The organism is Hymenobacter armeniacus, from assembly GCF_014699055.1.
Lineage (GTDB): Bacteria > Bacteroidota > Bacteroidia > Cytophagales > Hymenobacteraceae > Hymenobacter > Hymenobacter armeniacus.
This window is the reverse complement of sequence record NZ_JACXAC010000002.1, coordinates 188028-204100: the sequence shown is the minus strand read 5'-3', so window position 1 is coordinate 204100 and position 16073 is coordinate 188028. Positions and strand designations below refer to the sequence as shown.

Annotated in this window: 16 protein-coding genes; 3 read left to right on the top strand and 13 right to left on the bottom strand. The window is 63.5% G+C overall.

Features of this window, described 5'->3' with window-relative positions; genetic code table 11:
* Positions 1-43 precede the first annotated feature (43 nt).
* From IC234_RS05320 to IC234_RS05300, 5 genes are all read right to left on the bottom strand, one after another.
* Entirely contained in the window at positions 44-2608 is a 2565-nt protein-coding gene (locus IC234_RS05320; RefSeq protein WP_190922818.1) for a DUF5916 domain-containing protein, read from the bottom strand.
* A gap of 288 nt (positions 2609-2896) precedes the next feature.
* Positions 2897-3634, bottom strand: coding sequence for a DUF4097 family beta strand repeat-containing protein (locus IC234_RS05315; RefSeq protein WP_190922817.1), 738 nt, complete (start codon positions 3632-3634; stop codon positions 2897-2899).
* 119 nt (positions 3635-3753) lie between these two features.
* Positions 3754-4521 (bottom strand): DUF4097 family beta strand repeat-containing protein, encoded by a 768-nt coding sequence (locus tag IC234_RS05310; RefSeq protein ID WP_190922816.1) that lies wholly within the window; start codon positions 4519-4521, stop codon positions 3754-3756.
* Positions 4522-4622: 101 nt separating this feature from the next.
* Positions 4623-5456 carry a zf-HC2 domain-containing protein gene (locus IC234_RS05305; protein WP_190922815.1) on the bottom strand — a complete coding sequence of 278 codons (834 nt, stop codon included), beginning with the start codon at positions 5454-5456 and terminating at the stop codon, positions 4623-4625.
* A gap of 2 nt (positions 5457-5458) precedes the next feature.
* Positions 5459-6013, bottom strand: coding sequence for an RNA polymerase sigma factor (locus IC234_RS05300; RefSeq protein WP_190922814.1), 555 nt, complete (start codon positions 6011-6013; stop codon positions 5459-5461).
* Positions 6014-6193: 180 nt separating this feature from the next.
* On the opposite strand from IC234_RS05300, the gene IC234_RS05295 reads away from it, so the two are divergent.
* Positions 6194-8434, top strand: coding sequence for a choice-of-anchor I family protein (locus IC234_RS05295; RefSeq protein ID WP_190922813.1), 2241 nt, complete (start codon positions 6194-6196; stop codon positions 8432-8434).
* A gap of 139 nt (positions 8435-8573) precedes the next feature.
* On the opposite strand, the gene IC234_RS05290 is transcribed toward IC234_RS05295, so the two are convergent.
* From IC234_RS05290 to IC234_RS05275, 4 genes are read right to left on the bottom strand one after another with little or no spacing between them, the layout of a single operon-like run.
* Positions 8574-9431 carry a DUF4097 family beta strand repeat-containing protein gene (locus IC234_RS05290; RefSeq protein ID WP_190922812.1) on the bottom strand — a complete coding sequence of 286 codons (858 nt, stop codon included), beginning with the start codon at positions 9429-9431 and terminating at the stop codon, positions 8574-8576.
* A gap of 17 nt (positions 9432-9448) precedes the next feature.
* Positions 9449-10321, bottom strand: a complete 873-nt coding sequence (locus IC234_RS05285; protein WP_223827504.1) for a DUF4097 family beta strand repeat-containing protein — start codon at positions 10319-10321, stop codon at positions 9449-9451.
* Positions 10266-11174, bottom strand: coding sequence for a HEAT repeat domain-containing protein (locus IC234_RS05280; protein WP_190922811.1), 909 nt, complete (start codon positions 11172-11174; stop codon positions 10266-10268). The genes IC234_RS05285 and IC234_RS05280 overlap by 56 nt, the downstream gene beginning before the upstream one ends.
* Before the next feature lie 8 nt (positions 11175-11182).
* A complete protein-coding gene (locus tag IC234_RS05275; RefSeq protein ID WP_190923419.1) occupies positions 11183-11707 on the bottom strand; it encodes an RNA polymerase sigma factor in 525 nt (174 codons plus the stop codon).
* Positions 11708-12001: 294 nt separating this feature from the next.
* Between IC234_RS05275 and IC234_RS05270 the strand changes: the two genes are divergently transcribed.
* On the top strand, positions 12002-12430 hold the full coding sequence (locus IC234_RS05270; protein WP_190922810.1) for a hypothetical protein: 429 nt from the start codon (positions 12002-12004) through the stop codon (positions 12428-12430).
* Positions 12431-12525: 95 nt separating this feature from the next.
* Complete coding sequence (locus tag IC234_RS05265) at positions 12526-12909, top strand: hypothetical protein (protein WP_190922809.1); 384 nt, start codon at positions 12526-12528, stop codon at positions 12907-12909.
* Between the two features lie 84 nt (positions 12910-12993).
* Here the strand turns inward: IC234_RS05265 and IC234_RS05260 are convergent, their stop codons facing one another.
* The 4 genes from IC234_RS05260 to IC234_RS05245 form a co-directional block, all read right to left on the bottom strand.
* Entirely contained in the window at positions 12994-13350 is a 357-nt protein-coding gene (locus IC234_RS05260; RefSeq protein ID WP_190922808.1) for a hypothetical protein, read from the bottom strand.
* Between the two features lie 60 nt (positions 13351-13410).
* Positions 13411-14412, bottom strand: coding sequence for a UV DNA damage repair endonuclease UvsE (gene uvsE / locus IC234_RS05255; RefSeq protein ID WP_190922807.1), 1002 nt, complete (start codon positions 14410-14412; stop codon positions 13411-13413).
* A gap of 93 nt (positions 14413-14505) precedes the next feature.
* Complete coding sequence (locus IC234_RS05250) at positions 14506-15180, bottom strand: carboxypeptidase-like regulatory domain-containing protein (protein WP_190922806.1); 675 nt, start codon at positions 15178-15180, stop codon at positions 14506-14508.
* A gap of 177 nt (positions 15181-15357) precedes the next feature.
* Positions 15358-16047 (bottom strand): hypothetical protein, encoded by a 690-nt coding sequence (locus IC234_RS05245; protein WP_190922805.1) that lies wholly within the window; start codon positions 16045-16047, stop codon positions 15358-15360.
* Positions 16048-16073: the final 26 nt, after the last annotated feature.

Sequence of the window (16073 nt, the reverse complement as noted above, 5' to 3'; positions counted from 1 at the left end):
GAAGCACTTCAGGGGGCCTTTTTTTTATGCAACGCAAAGCGGGCTACCGGGCGCTCAGGGTGCGGCGCAGGGTGAGGTAGTCGAGGTAATAGAGCACCTTGACGGACACCGAGTTGTTGTGCGGCGTGTTGATGGTGTTGTTGAAGTTATCGAAATACAGCGGCGTGGCCTGTTCGGCCTGCAGGAAGGTGGAGCCGGCGTTTTTCCAGACGATGCTGACCTGCGAGCCCGGCGCAAACCACCACGAGTACACGGCGTCGACGTTGAAGGCGTTGTAGGTGTTGTCGCGGTTGCGGCGGTAGTCCACCGGCTTTTCGTCGCCGTTGTCGCCCAGGGCCGCGAAGTCGCGGTAGTGCACGTTGCTGGTGTAGTGCCGCAGGCGCAGCGTGAACGACATCCGGTTGGTGAAGGTGTAGGCCGTCGACACCACGTTGGAAACGGTGGCTACGTCGCGCCGGCCCAGAATCACCTGGCCCAGGAAGGGCTGGTCGAGGGCTTCGGCGCCGTCCATGCCGCCGTTCACGTAGCCGATTTGGTTGCGGTACAGGCTCCAGTCGATGCTGTAGCGGAAGGTGAGGTGGTCGTTCACGCGGTAGCGCGGGTAGAGGCCGAAGCTGTAGCCCGTGCGGCGGGCCCGGCGCAGGCGCTCATCCAGGTTGTAGTGCTGCACTCCAAAATTCCAGCCGTAGGCGAATTTCTTGCGGCCGTCCGAGTTCTCAAACACCACCAGGCGGGCGTTGCCGGGCACGCGCACGTATTTGGAGCCCAGCGGGCTCACGCGCGGCTCGTAGAAGTCGTGCGTCACGGGGTCGAGGTTGAAATCGAACCCGAACTGGTTGAAGCTCTTGGTGAAGGTGGTGTTGGCGCCGAGGTAGTAGCCGAACGCCTGGTACAAGGTGGGCTTGTAGAGAAACGACTGGTTGATTTCGCTGAAAACCGAGAAGTTGTTCACCTTCCAGAACGGCTTGTAGATGCGGTAGGCCGCACCCATGCCCTGGGAGATGTTGTTGTTGCCGAACAGAATGCCCAGGTCGTTGGGGTTGTAGGTGTTCGACTCGATGCCGTGGTTTAGGTACCAGGTGAAGTTGCCCGAGATTTTGCTCACCCCCACCTGGTACTTGTAGCCGTCGCGGTCGGCCACTTCCTCGTTGCGGCCAAACACCTGGCCGCGGCGGTTGGAGTACACCACGCGGCCATCCACGGCGTAGGAATTGGCCTTGTTGGCGAAGCGAAACAGGCCGCCGGTCACGTTGGCGTCGTAGGTGGCGCCAGCTCGGGTCACGTTGGTGTTGATGAGCGAGACGTAGGAGTTGTTTTTGAGGCTCTGGTCCAGCACCACGATGTTGTAGTTGGCAAACGGCTGCGTGAGCACCTGGCGCTCCTCGCCCGTCTCGCGGTTGCGCAGGGTGGCGTACACATCGTTGCTCAGGGCGTTGAACACGCCGATGCCCAGCCCCTTACCGGTGCGCCCCGACACCTTGGTGGCATTGAGCAGCGGCGTCTCCGAGGGGTTGCGCACGATGCGCTCGGTGGCGCCGGCTTTCACGTCGTAGAAGCCTACGGGCGTGGCCCCTACCCTTCTGGAATAAAACAAGTTGCCTTTGTTGAACAGCTCGGTACCTTCGGTAAAAAACGGCCGGTTCTCGTTGAATTGCACCTCAAAAGGCGAGAGGTTGAGCACCTGGTTGTCGCTCTGCACTTGCCCGAAGTCGGGCACCAGGGTGGCATCGAGCGTGAAGCTTTCGTTGATGCCCCACTTGAGGTCGGCGCCGCCGTTGAAGCTGGTGGTGGTGCGCTTGGTGCCTTCGGCGTTCAGCGGGTTGTGGTTGACGTAGGTGCTCACGTAGGGCGTGAGCGAGAGGCGCAGCGGCGGCTTGAGGTCGCGCAGGCCGGTGAGCAGGCCCCATTGGTTCACGAAGCCGCTCACCTGCGGCTTCACCTCGGTCCAGAAAAACTTCTGGCGCGTCACGCGCCGCTGGCGCCCAAAATTCAGGCCCCACATCTGCTCCGGGGCACTGCTGAAGCGAATGGCCGAATACGGAATGCGCAGCTCGGCCACCCAGTCGTTGCCGCGCAGGGCGGTGCGCGAGTCCCACACGGCGTTCCAGTTGCCGTCTTCGCCGTTGGTGGGCGACATACGGGCGTCGAGCTGCACGCCGCCGGAAGAGACGATGAATTCGTAGCCGTTGAGGTGGTCGTTGTACGTGTCGAAAAACACCCCGAACCAGTCCGAATTGCCGAGGTTGTCGCGGGCGCTGAGTTCGCGCAGCACCGAATCGGGCGAGACGTCGTGCATCACGGCGCCCACGTAAATGGCCGCGTCGTCGTAGAGCACGCGCACTTCGGTGGGGTACTTTTCCCGCCCGCCCGGCTTGGGTTCGTATTCGTAGAATTGGGTGGCAATGGGCGCGGTCTGCCACACGGCCTCGTCGAGCAGGCCGTCGAGCTTGAGCGCCTCCGTGATGCGCACGGCCTGCAGCTGGCGCTTGGGCGCCGCCGTGGCGGAGGAAGCCGGTGCGGCGGCCGGGCCTTGGGCCCGGGCCGCCGGCCAGGAAAGAGCCAGCAAAGCCAGCAGAAAGAACGAGCGCAGCGAAAAGGTGGGGTACATAGGACGGAAGGAAAAGCAGGCAAAAAGGAGCATTCGGCGACCGTGGAGTTGCTTGTGCAGCGAAAAAACAACGGCGCGGGACGGGCTTTGCGAGCTGTTTTCACTCACCAAAAACCACTTCGAAGCCACTACCACCGGCACGCCAGCTTGCAGACCAGCGCCCTCGTGTTGCCCCGCGCCCGTTGCTTTAGGCCATCAGCACAATCATCTGATTATCAAGCATATTTCTCCACACGAGAAAACCAACCCGGTCTTCTTGTGCGCGGAAACTCCCGTTGTGTAGAATGGTTACTTCCGCTTGCGGAAATACACGTCGTTGCTGATGGATTCGAGCTTGACGAGTGGGCCGCTGCCCTTCAGCGTGCCGCGCACCTGGTAGCCCACGATGGAGTTTTTGCGGGGCGCCGAGGAAAAGGCGATGTCTTGGTCGGTGTATACCTCGCCGGTGATGGTTTTTAGGGCCAGCTCGGCGCCCTGGGTGGCGGGCCAGGCCACGTCCACAAAACCGCTCAGCGACTTGGCCTCGATGGGCCCGGTGAGGCCCGCAATGTCGATGTTGCCGCTGAGGGTGCTCACGCGCAGGCTCACGCCGGCCGGCACCGTGATGTCGTATTCAATCACGGCGCATACCTGGCCGTAGCTCTCGCCGTCGCGGGCCTTGCCATCGCTGCGGTAGGTGTAGGTGTCGCCGTAGTACGAGCCGCCGGTGGGGCAGTCGCCGGGCTGGGCCTTGCGCAGCATCTCCTTATCAAACTCCGACGTCACTTTCACTTCGTCGCCGCTTTGCTCGGTGCCGAGCAGCAGGGCGTCGTTGAGGCGGTTCTGGTTGATGCTCACCGAAGCTTTCAGCGTCATTTTGCCGCTGGCGCCCGCCCGAATGCGGATGCTGCTGCCCTGCTTCAGGTTGAGGTACAGGCGCTGGCCTTTGGCCAGGTCCACGCTTTTTTCGATGATTTTCTGGGCGGACGCGGTGTGGGTGCCGGCCACGGCCAGCAACGTGAGGAGAAGGAACAGGAAGCGGCGCATGGTGATGGTTTTTTGCAGAAGTGGAAGGTGGAGAGTTGAAGTACAGCTGTCGCCGTGTATGCGTCATGCAGCGCGCAGCGAAACATGACCGGGTTTCAGGGTTCGGCTCGAGCCGGACGCTACTTGGCTTTGCGGACGAAAATGTCGCCGCTCACCGTCTTGAGCGACACCGAGTTGCCGCCGCCATTGATGGTACCGTCCACCACCTGGCCGCCGATGTGCTGCATGTTGTCGCCCTTGCTGCCCATGCTCAGGTCGAAATCGGTGTACACTTCGCCCGACACCGAGCGCAGGTGCAGCGTGGATTTGGTGTTGGCGGGCATGCTCACGTCCACGTCGCCGCTCACCGTCGAGATGGAGCTGGGGCCCTGGCGCATGGGCGCAAACCGCACCTGAATGTCGCCGCTCACGGTGTTGGCCACCACGGGGCCGGTCACGTTGGAGAGCTTGATGTCGCCGTTTTTCACGTTCAGTTCCAGGTCGCCGGCCATGTCGCGCACCGTCACGTCGCCGCCGTTCCAGTTGGTTTGGGTGTACTGCACGCTCACGCCCTTGGGCACCTGAATCACGTAGTTGGCGTCCTTGCGCGACGCCCGCACAACGCGCACCGTGTTGTCGGTCTGCGTCACCGAAAGGCCGATTTTGGTGTTGTCGACGGCCGAGTTGTAGATGGGGCGCAGGCCTTCGGCGCGCTTGGGAGCTTCTTCGTAGCCGTTGCCTTTTATCACCAGCTCGTCGCCGCTGATGCCTTCCACGGTGATGTCGCTGCCCTGCATTTCGAGCACGACTTTGCGGTCTTTGCCGCCGATTTTGGTTTTGTATTCCTGGGCGTTGGCCGCCTGGACCGTCAGAGCGCCCGTCAGAGCGAGGAGGATGAACTTGTTCATATAGAGGAAAAAATTAAGCAAGTGAGGTCTTAGCGCGGCGCCGACGAGCGGCGCCGCGTGCAGAAAAAAGGGGGCGGAGAAAGAGAGAAAAACGAGGGGGTCTATATCAATTTGCCAATGCCGGCTTCGGCCTGGGCCCGCACCACGGGCAAGGCATCGGGGCGCTTGGAAAGCTTTTCGAGCTGGGGCACGGCGCGGCGCACGCGCATGGCCACCACCATGTCAATCAGCGTAATCTGCACGTTGGGGTCGGTTTGAATGGCCAGCGAATGCACCAGGCCTTCGCGCACCTGCGGGTCTTCGCGCAGGCGATACAGGGCCTCGCAAGCGGCCAGGCGCACGTTGGGGTTGGCGTCGAAGTTGAGGGTGTTGAGCAGCACCTGCACCGTGGGGTCGCCGGGCTCGGTTTGCTTGCTGGTGTTGGTCACCAGCTGAATCCGGTCGCTGGCCGAGGCCTGGCGCATGGACTGGGCCAGCTCCACCGGGGCCGGCTTGTTGCTGTTGGCCGCCACGCCGTTGTCGGCGCCGCGGCCGTTCCAGCTCAGGTTGCGGCCCAGCAGCACGCCGGCGGCGATAAGCACGATGCTGGCGGCCACGCGCATCCAGTTGTTGGCCAGCGCGGTGGGCCACATCGACACCACCTTGGCTACGGGCTGCGTGGGGGCTGCTACCGGGGCGTCGGGTGTCAGCAGCTGCTTTTGCTGCTCCAGCATGGCCATAAAATTGGCGCGCAGGGCGGTGCGGGGCACTTCGGGCATGGCCGCGTCGAGGTCGTCGGTGAGGGCGCGGAGCTGGGTTACTTGCAGCTGGCAGGCGGGGCAGGCGGCCAGGTGCGCGGCCACGCGGTCGGCCTCGGCGGCGGGCAGGCTACGCTCGACGTAGGCCGGCAGCAGCGCTTCGAGCTCGTGGCAGGCAGATAATTCGGGCGTTTTCATGATTAATTGGCGAAATAGATTTTGCGCAACGCCTGCAGGGCGCGGTGGGCTTTCACCCGGGCCGCCTCGGCGGTGCAGCCCAGCAGCTGGCCGATTTCCTCGTAGCCGAACCCCTGAAAGCGGTTCAGCACCAGGATTTCGCGCTGCGGGGTGGGCAGCAGGTTCAAGGCTTCGTGCAGGTCGTCGTGATGGTTGGCCACGCGCATTTGCGAGAAGGCCGCGCCGCGCAGGGCGCCGGTGCGCTCCACGTCTTCCACGTCGGCATCGGCGGCGCGCAGCTTTTGTTGGCGCTGCCAGTGGTCGGCGTGCACGTTGCGGGCCATCTGGTACACCCAGGCCTTGAAGGGCTGGCTGGGCTGGTAGCTGCTGCGGTATTTAAGAATGCGCTCGAACACGGTTTGGGTAAGGTCTTCGCTGGTTTCGCGGTCGTTGGTGAGGCGGGTGAGGTAGTTGAACAAGGGCGCGTGGTAGCGCTCGAACAAGGGCACGAGTTGGTCCAGGTCGTCGGCGCGCACGGCCGCCATCAGTTCTTCGTCGCTCGTGCTCGTGGAGGTCACGGGTGGGGTATTGGAGGTGAGTTGAAAGGAGTACCGGGACTTGGCCCATTCGTTACAAGGTGCCCAAAAAAATTTAGGCACAAGCCTTCCGCACGGCCGCCGCAATTCGGTAACTCGCTTGTAATGTTGAGGTAATGAGGCGCCGATAGTTTTGGCTGACTATTCACTCAGCCTGCTTTCATGCTTTCACACTCCTACGCCTCACGTTTTCTGGCAGCCTCTGCTCTCGCCCTTGCGCTAGCTCATACCGCCCAGGCGCAAACCGTGCCCGACCTGGGCTTTACCGGTGCCGCCACGCCGCTCATCGTGGCCGAAGGCGCGGGCACGGTATCCATTCCGCTTAGCCTGCGCAACCCGAACGCCACGGCCAGCACGGTGCAAGCGGTGCTGGCGCCGCTGGGCACGGCCACGGCGGGGGCCGATTTCACGTTTGCTAGCCCCCAAACCGTCACGTTTGCGCCGGGCAGCACCACGGCCACGCTCACGCTGCCCCTGCTCGACGACGCCACGGCCGAAGCCACCGAGTACTTCACGGTGCGCCTCCAAAACCCCAGCAACGCCACGCTCACGGCCGGCGCCACGGAGTTTCTGGTCTACCTCAAAGACAACGACACCCAAGCGCCTGCCCGCACCAACACGCTACGCCTCAACCTGCTGGGCAGCTACCAAAACGGCACGGCCTTCAGCGGCAGCACCCAAATCAACTCGGCCGAAATTGTGGCCCACGACCCCAGCACGCAGCGCCTGTACGTGGCCAACTCGGTGGGCGGCAAGCTCGACATCCTGAATTTCGCCACGCCGGGCATGCTCACGCCGGTGGCCTCCATCAACATCCTGCCGTATGGCAACATCAACTCGGTGGCCGTGCGCAACGGGCTGGTGGCCTGCGCCATCGAGAACACGGCGCCGCAGCAAAACGGCAGCATCGTGTTTTTTGACCAAAATGGCACGTTCATCAAGCAGGTGACCGTGGGCGCCATGCCCGACATGATAACCTTCTCGCCCGACGGCCACTACGTCATCACGGCCAACGAAGGTGAGCCCAATGCCGCGTACACCCTCGACCCGCTGGGTTCGGTATCGGTGGTGGACATGACCGGCGGCATCGCGGCCGTCACGCAGGCCCGCGTCACCACCCTGGACTTTAGCGCCTACAACACGCAGGCCGCCACGTTGCGGGCAGCCGGCATTCGCATCTACGGCGGGCCGGCGAGCGCGCCCAGCAGCGTGGCGCAGGACTTCGAGCCCGAGTACGTGGCCGTGTCGGCCAACTCGCAGACGGCCTACATCGGCTTGCAGGAAAACAACGCCATTGCCACGCTCGACCTGGCCACGCTGCAGTTCACCAGCCTGCGCTCGGTGGGCTACCAGGACTACACCCAGCCCGGTTTCAGCTTCGATGCCTCGGACCAGGCCGCGGACATTTTGATGGCCAACTGGCCGGTGCGCGGCATGCGCCAGCCCGACGCCCTGGCCTCGTTTGAGTTGCCGGCCAGCCTGGGCGGCGGCCGCTACCTCATCACGGCCAACGAGGGCGACTCGCGCGAGTACACCGGCCTGAACGAAATCAACCGCCTCGGCGATGCCGCCTACGTGCTCGACCCCACCGCCTTCCCACAGGCCGCAGTGCTGAAAAACAGCAGCGCCCTGGGCCGCCTCAACGTGACCAACAAACTGGGCGACACCGACGGCGACGGCGACTTCGACCAGATTTATGCCTTGGGCGGCCGCTCGTTCAGCATTCTGAATGCCAGCACCGGCGCGCTGGTGCACGACAGCGGCGACCTGTTGGAGCGCGTGACCAGCACCGATGCCGCCTTCGGCAGCCTCTTCAACGCCAGCAACACCACCGGCACGCCCACCCGGAAAAACCGCTCCGACGACAAAGGCCCCGAGCCCGAGGGCGTGACCATTGGCACGATTCGCGACACCACCTATGCCTTCGTGAGCATGGAGCGCGTGGGCGGCGTGGTGGTGCTGAACGTGAACGACCCCGCCAACCCGCGCGTGGTGCAGTACCTCAACAACCGCAGCCTGACCGCCGGCACCGGCGACCTGGGCCCCGAAGGCATCGTCTTCGTTTCGGCCGCCAACAGCCCCACCGGCGCCCCGCTCCTGCTGCTGGCCAACGAAATCAGCAGCACCGTGGCCGTGTACCAGGTTGGCCTGCGCGGCGTGGTCACGAGCGCCAAAAACGGCGCCCCGGCCCCCGAAGCGCTGCACTGCTTTCCCAACCCTGCCGCGCCCGGCGCCGCCGTGCGCCTGAGCCGCCCCGTGGCCGGCGCCTTGCTCGATGGCCTGGGCCGCGCCGTGCGCCAGCTGCCCACCGCCACCGACCACCTGGACGTGCGCGGCCTAGCCGCCGGCCTCTACGTGCTGCGCGCCACCGACGGCGCCACTACCCGCGTGGTGGTGCGGTAAGACGTTAGAATAGAAAACCAAGAGGCCGTCATGCTGAGCGAAGTCGAAGCATCTCGCGTGCAGTAGTAACTAGCTACTTGCGCGGTAGAGATGCTGCGACTGCGCTCAGCATGACGGCCTTTTAAGCAATACGCCGCCCTTACTTCACTTTCCGCAGGTAGATGTTGCCGTTGAAGGTTTTCATCATCACTTCGGCGCCGCCGCCGTTGATTTTGCCGTAGGTCCAGTCGTCGGTGCTGAGGCGGGTGAGGCCGCCTTGCGAAGTGCGCGTCACTTTGGGGGTCGACTTGTCGACGGCCACGTCGAAGTCGCTGTACACTTCGCCGCGCTCCGATTTCATTTTCAGCGCGGCCTTGGCATTGGCGGGGAAGGTCACGTCTACCTTACCGTTGAGGGTGGAGAAGGCCATGGGCGCACCGTTGGTCACGCTTTTGAAGGTGGCCGTGAGGTTGCCGTTCACCGTGTTGGCCACGGCTGAGCCCGACACGTTGGTGAGCTGAATGGCGCCGTTCACGTTGGAGACTTCCAGCTGGCCGTTCACGTTCTCGACCAGGATGTCGCCGTTATTCACAGTGCTGAGTTGCAGCGAGAAATTCTGCGGCACCTTGATGGTGAGGTCGACGGGGTAGGCGTGCGACTGCGTGGAAATCTCCACGTGGTTGTTCTTTTCCTCGGCGGTCAGGTTCAGGCCGTTTGCCGACGAGAGGCGCTTCATGCCGCCGGGCGGCGTGGGCGGCTCGGGGGTGCGGCGGCTTTTGGCCGGGCGGGCGCTGGCGTCAATCACCACGTCTTTGCCGCCGTAGCCGGTCACGTGGATGAAGCCGTTCACGAGGCCCACTTCCAGGGTACCGGGCTTGCCGGGCGAGGTCAGGGCCACGGTCAGGGTTTCCTTGGCGTCGTCCTGCGCCCGGCTGGCCAGGGCGCTGCCGACGAGCAGGAAGGCCAGCGCGAGCCGACGCGCAATTTGCACGGGGGATAGTTGGAGGGAAATAGTCATTGCGAGGGGTGGATTAGCTAGTTTTTGGAGACGGTGACGTCGCCGTTGAGGGTTTCGAATCGGAAATCGGGGCCGCCTTTGCCAATGCGCACGGCGGTGTCTTTGGTGAGTTTGTACACGGTACCGCCGCCTTTGCCTTCCTTGTTTTTGGTGACTTGCACAGGCAGGATTTCGGCGTCGGTGAAATCGGTGTAGAACTCGCCGTGCATGCTTTTGAAGTGCAGGTTGGCGCCCAGGCTGGCGGGGTATTTCACCCGGATTTTGCCGTTGATGGTGTGGTAGGACGAGGCCCCGGCCGGGTTGGCGGCGTAGGTGGCGTCCACGTTGCCGTTCACGGTGTGGGCCCGGGTGGTGCCCCGCACGTTGGTGAGGGTGATGGGGCCGTTCACGTTGTTCACGTGCAAGAGGCCGGTTACGTCCTTCACTTCCATCGAGCCGTTGTTGACGGTGCTCACGTGCAGGTTCATGGCGTAGGGCACCTTCACCACAAAATCGAACTCGTAGCGGTAGTCAATGTCGCGGTGGTTCCAATTGCCGCGGTTGTCGTGGGGGCGCGAGTCGTAGGGCCCGGCCAGGTACACCACCACGCTGTCGCCGTGCTGGGTGAAGCCCAGCTGGGCTTCTTTCTTGCCCTGCTCCAGCGTGGCCGCGTCGTCGGCCCGAATGGTTTTGGTGGCTTCTACCAGCACTTTGTTGCCGGCGTAGCCCTCCACCCGCACCGAGCCGAAGATGTTGTACAAGGCCAGCGTGCTCTTGCCGGCGTCGGCTATGGAGGCGAATTCTTTGCTGATTTTTTCGGTGGATTCTTTGCTCTGGGCCCAGCAGGCGCTGGTGCTAGACAGCACGAGTAAGAGGCTGCTCAGGCTGCGGCGAAACGAGGGTTTGGTCATGGCGGGGAGTGGATTGGGGCGCGGCGGGCCGGCCGGTTGTGAGGGTTTGGATGCTTTCCTGGATTTTGCTTTTCACCGATTCGTCGAGGTTGGGCTGCTTCAGCAGCTCGCGCATCTGCTGCACCGAGCGGCGCTCCTGCAGCTTCACCATCACGTCGGCCAGGGCGGTTTGCACCAGCGGCGAGTCCTGGCGGGCCAGCGCGTGCACCAGGCCTTCGCGCACCTGCGGGTCTTCGGCCAGCGGCGCCAGGGCTTCCAGCGTGGCGAGGCGCACGTTCACGTTGGGGTCGGTGTTGAGGGTGCTGAGCAGGGCGTTCACCACTTTGGCGGTGGGCTCGTCGAGCTGCTTGGTGTAGCCCACGGCCCGCAGCCGCTCCGTGGCCGAAGGATTCTGGATGAGCGAGAGCAGCATCACCTGCTTCATGTGGGTCACTTCGTTGGCGAGGGCGGCAATCTGCTGCTGGTCGTCGGTGGCCGGCGGCTGGCGGTTCAGCCAATACCCGCCAATGAGGCCCACCCCTACCAGGCACAGGCTGTACACGGCCCGCAGAATGGGCCGCGGCACGTCCAGGTGCAGCCACCACTGCCACAGGCCTTTCAGGGAGTAGTCAGGCGTGGCCTTCACTTCTTCTTTGAAGGAAGCCAGCATGGCATAGAACTCGGGGCGTACGCTGGGGCCGGGCTCCGGCACGGGCACCTGCCCTAGGCTCTGCCACAGGCGCTGGGTGGCTTGCAGCTCCTCGCGGCACTCGGCGCACTCGGCCAGGTGGGCCGTGAGGGCGGCTTGCTCGGGCTCGGTAAGCTGGCAGCTCAGGTAGTCGACCAACTGGTCTTTTACGTGGTCACAGTTCATATAGCGGGTTAATTTTCGATGCGGAGGTAGGTGCTTTTCAACTCGTGCATGGCGCGGTGCACGCGCACTTTCACGGCGCCTTCGGTGGTGCCCAGCACCTGGGCAATCTCGCCGTACTTCATTTCCTGGAAGCGGCTCAGCACCAGCACTTCGCGGTGGTCGGGGCTGAGCTGGGCCAAAGCTTGATGCAGCACGGCCACTTCCTGGGCGCGCTCCAGTCCGGCGTCGGCGGGGCTGCCGCCGCCCAGGTGCTCGGCCACGTCGGCCACGTCGGCGTGGTGCTTGGCGTGGCGGTTTTTCTTCACGTGGTCGGCCAGCACGTTGCGGGCCAGGTGGTACATCCAGGTGCGGAACTCGCCCTCGCCGGTGAAGGTGTGGCGGTACTTCAGCATGCGGTAGAACACGTTCTGCACCAGGTCTTCGCTGGTCGTGGAGCTGCCCAGCATGTGGTAGAGAAAACCGAACAACGGCCGGTGGTAGCGCTCAAAGAGCAGACCCATGCGGTCCACGTCGCCGGCTTTCACCCGCAGCATTAAGGCATTGTCCGATAGCGAGTCCACGCAGTTACGATGAGGTGTTTGGGGTATTTGCTTGTGGACACCGCCGTGCCCGGCGAAGGTTACCGGAAAATGGGGAGTTTTTTTATTCCCACTCCGCTCACCTCGGGCCCTGGCGATGTTATGCATTGACAATCAACAACAAGCGCGTTGAATAATAGCTAATTCGGTGAATATTAAGATGCCTGATTCGCAACCCTGCCCCGGTTCCCGTCCGTAAAGCCCCGTCCACAACGCTCCCTTCCTTTCCACATTTCCAACTCGTTTATCATGAAAACCACCAAAATCCTTCTCGCCCTGTTGCTGACCACCGGCCTGAGCACCGCCGCCTTCGCCCAAACCACGTCGGGCACCATGGGCAGCACCACCGGTAGCACCGGCAGCACCACCGGCAACATGGGCACCACCAGCGGCAGCACCATGGGCACCACCTCCGGTACCATGGGCACCACTTCCGGTACCATGGGCACTACCTCGGGCACCATGGGCACCACCAGCGGCACCACGTCGGGCACCTACGGCACCACCTCGGGCAGCACCACCGGCAGCACGGGCAGCACCACCGGCAACATGGGAACCACCAGCGGCAGCACCATGGGCACCACTTCCGGCAGCACGTCGGGCAGCAGCACCTCGGGCCGCATGAAGTCGAAAGACAAGGCTTCGAAGGGCAAGATGAAAACCTCGACGCCCCGCTAGCAACTTTTTGTTGTTCAGCGCCGTAAGGCTTCAAGAAGACCGGCTGTTTCACCCGAAGCAGCCGGTTTTTTAGTGTCCCTCCTTTCCCCTCCCCCATGAAACCGTTTCTCCTTCTGGCCGGCCTGCTGCTGGCCGCCTCGGCGCAGGCCCAAACCGTGCCCTTCGACCCCACCGCGCCCGTGCGCGGCGGTAGCCAGGGCCAAACCACCATTCCGCCCGTGAACCCGGCGCTCAACCAAAGCACCATCCAGGGCCCGCCCGACATGCAGCGCACGCCCACCAACCGCGACGCCCAGCAGAGCCGTCCGCTCGACAACACGGGCGGGACCCTGCTGCCCGCCGCCACGCCCGAGCTTTCGCCCACGGCCGTGCCCGACGTGCGCGAGCAGCCGCTCATTCGCGACGACAAGCCCCGCCAGTCCAACGAAGTGGTGCCCAGCCGCTCGCGCCGCAGCCACAGCAGCAACGTGCCGCGCTAACCCGACACCCCACATCCAGCACGAAAAAGCCCTGCTCAATACAATGAGCAGGGCTTTTTTGGTGTTACGAGCGGCCAGGGCCGCTTATTTCTTTTTGCTTTTTTCGGCGTGGGCCAGCAAGTCGCTGCCATGCTTGCGCAGCAAGTCGGCCAGCTCCAGCAGGGGCTTTTTCACGTCGGCCGCGGCGTTGGCGCTGAGCTGGCTGGTTTGGTTGCCCAGCATGGTGAGCGAGTTGCCGATGGCCGTGGCACTCAGGGCGCCGCTGGTGAGCAGCGATTGCAGGTTGCCGATTTCGCGGGCAATGTCCTGCAGGCCGGGCTCGCCGCTTTGCAGGAAGGTTTGCTGCCAGGTTTCGGTGTTGTCCATGGCCGAGCCCAGGGGCAGGCTGGTGAGGCCGTTTTTGAGGGCGCTGACGGTGGCGAGAAGTTGGTCGGAGGGCATTGGACTGATGGATTGATTTGGGAATGTGCTGATGTGCTGAAAAAGGGTTGGACCAGCGGGCTATAACTCTTCGCTTTTGACCTTTGCGTCCTTTTTCGCCCGTTTGGCTTTGGCGGGCGCGTTCGGGTCGGGGGGCAGGGTCAGGGGCGGGCTGGGAATATTGGGGGCGGGGGCACTCAGCTCGAGCTCGCGCAGGATGGCCACGGCGCGCAGGGCGCTGGCTTCCTTGTTTTTGATTTCGAGCATCATGTCGAAATCAAGGCCGTGCAGGTCGGCCAGGAAGCCCCGGAACAGGTCGTCCACCAAGTCGTCGGTGTGCTTGCCTTTGCGTTCGCCCAGCGCCTGCGAGCTGTAATCCATCATGGGCACGCCGTCGGCGGTGGGGTGCCAGGTGGCCGCGGCCAGACGCAGGGCCTCGGGCATGGGCTCGCCGTGGTTGAGGCACTCGTGGTGAAAATTGTCGAACAGAATGGGCACGCCGGTGAGCTCGTGCAGGTACAGGCAGTCGCGCAGCGAATACAGCCGGTCGTCGTTTTCCACCACCACGCGGGCCTTCACGGCGGCGGGCAGCGTGGCGTGCACCTGGGCAAACCGCTGGATGGCCAGCTCCCGCTCGCCGTACAGCCCGCCCACGTGAATCTGCAGCTTGGCCGTGCCGTCCAGGCCCATCAGGTCCAGCATCGAGCCCTGGTACACCAGTTCCTGAATGCTGCGCTGCACAATGCCGGCGCTGGGCGAGTTCAGCACCACAAACTGGTCGGGGTGAAAGCTCACCCGCAGGTCGTGGGCCTTGATGTAGTCGCCGATGGCCCGGAAGTCGGCCGCGAAGTGGGTTTGCCAGGGAAAGGTGTTGATTTCGTGCGAGCCGAAGGGCACAATGCCCGAACCCATCCGAAAGAAAAGCAGGCCCTGGGCCACGTTCCATTCCAGCATGCGGCGCAGGCAGGCCAGGTTGACCGTCACGGCCGCCACCAGCCGCTCCTCGCTGTAGGAGGCCAGCCGGAAAGTGTTGGCGGCGCTGCAGTCCATCGCCTCGTTCACGCAGGGATACCCAATTTTCATACTTGGGCTTACGGGTAAAATCAGTTAGCAGTTATCAGTGAACCGGGAGCAAATTCCTCTTTGGCACACGGTTCACTGCTCACTGCTTTTGCCCTACGGCTCGTAGCCGCGGTTGTCCTTGAAGGCCTTGTTGTACTCGGCGCGGGCCTTGCGGAGCTTCTCGGCTTTCAGCTCGGCTTCAATTTCTTCCATCTTGCGCCGCTGTTTGCCCTCGCGCGAAAACTGGTCGTAAATCAGGCTCACCGGGCTTTGGATGGTGGGCACCGGCGCCTTGGGCGCGGCAGAGTCGACGGCGAAGAGGGGCTTGGGCTTCGGCGGGCGCTTCACGGCGCTGGTCACGGGCGGCTTGGGGCGCTTGATGTTGCGCAGGGCCCGGTTGATGACGGCGCGGTCGGCGCGGTCGCTCACCACTTGCACCTCGCCCAGCTGCACGCTGTCGCGCTTCAGTTGAATGCGCACCACCAGCTGCGACAGCCCGGTGCCGCCCATGGCCATGCGCTGGGTTTTGAAGCCCAGGGCCCGAAACAGCACCGTGTCGGTGGGCAGCACGTCGAGGCCGAAGTTGCCGGCGGCATCCGTCACCACGCCGCGGCGGGTGCGCTGCACCTGCACGGTGGCGCCCGGCACGGGCAGGCGCGAGCCGGCTTCGGCCACGCTGCCGCTCAGGCGCACGGTGTTGGGGGCCTGCGCGCGGGCGCCCAGCGCCAGCAGCCACAGCACCGCCAGCAGGGCCAGCCGCTGGCTCCACGGCGGCCAAACGACACGCACACAAGGCACTACTTCAATTACCATCAACAGAATACGCACAACGCTACCACAAAGTAGCAACTCAATGAGCCAAAAAAAGCCCGCGCCGTTGCAGGCGCGGGCTTTTCAGCGACGGTTCGGCCGATTGCATCGACCAAACCCGTGCTTTCCGGTTTTGGTGCCACGGGCACCGGCGGGCTACTTGATTTTGGTTTTGCCGCCGTCTTCGGGCTTGGCTTTGACGGTGCCGTCGTCGCCGTCCACCTTCATTTTGTTGCCCTGGGCGTCTTTGATTTTGATGTCGCCGTCGGCTTTCACCTTCATTTTGCCGCCATCGGCCGACATGGTGCCGGCGCTGGCGTCGGAGCTCATGCTGCCGTCCGTGGTGGTGGTGGTCGACGAAGAGCTCATGTCCGAGCTCATGTCCGACGAGTTGGACATGGCCGAATCGTCGGCGTTTTCCATTTCGTAGTACGTGTTGCGGCTCGATTCGTAGGCCTGGTACTGCGTGGGGTCAACAAATACCGTTTTGAACTCAGCGTCGGTTTCAGCCATCGACTGGCGCATGGCCGCGGCCATGCCGGTGGTGTCGGAGGCGTACTGGGTGCGCATGTCGTTCATTTTCTTGTACCGGTTCACGTACACGGTGCGAATTTTAGTCTTCGTGGCCTCATCCGTGATTTTCATGTCGGCCACCATTTTGTCGGCAATGCGCTGGGCACGGGCCTCAATCTGGGCGTCCGTCATCGGGCCCGTGGTGGTCGAAGTGGTGGTGGTCGTGGTGGTGCCGTCGCCGGCGGCCACGGTGGTGTCGGTGGTCTTTTCCTGCGAGCAGGAAGCCAGCGAAAGGGCAGCAGCGCCCGCGAGAATCAAGAGGGAATTTTTCATGAGAAGGGAATAAAAGGACAACCGTA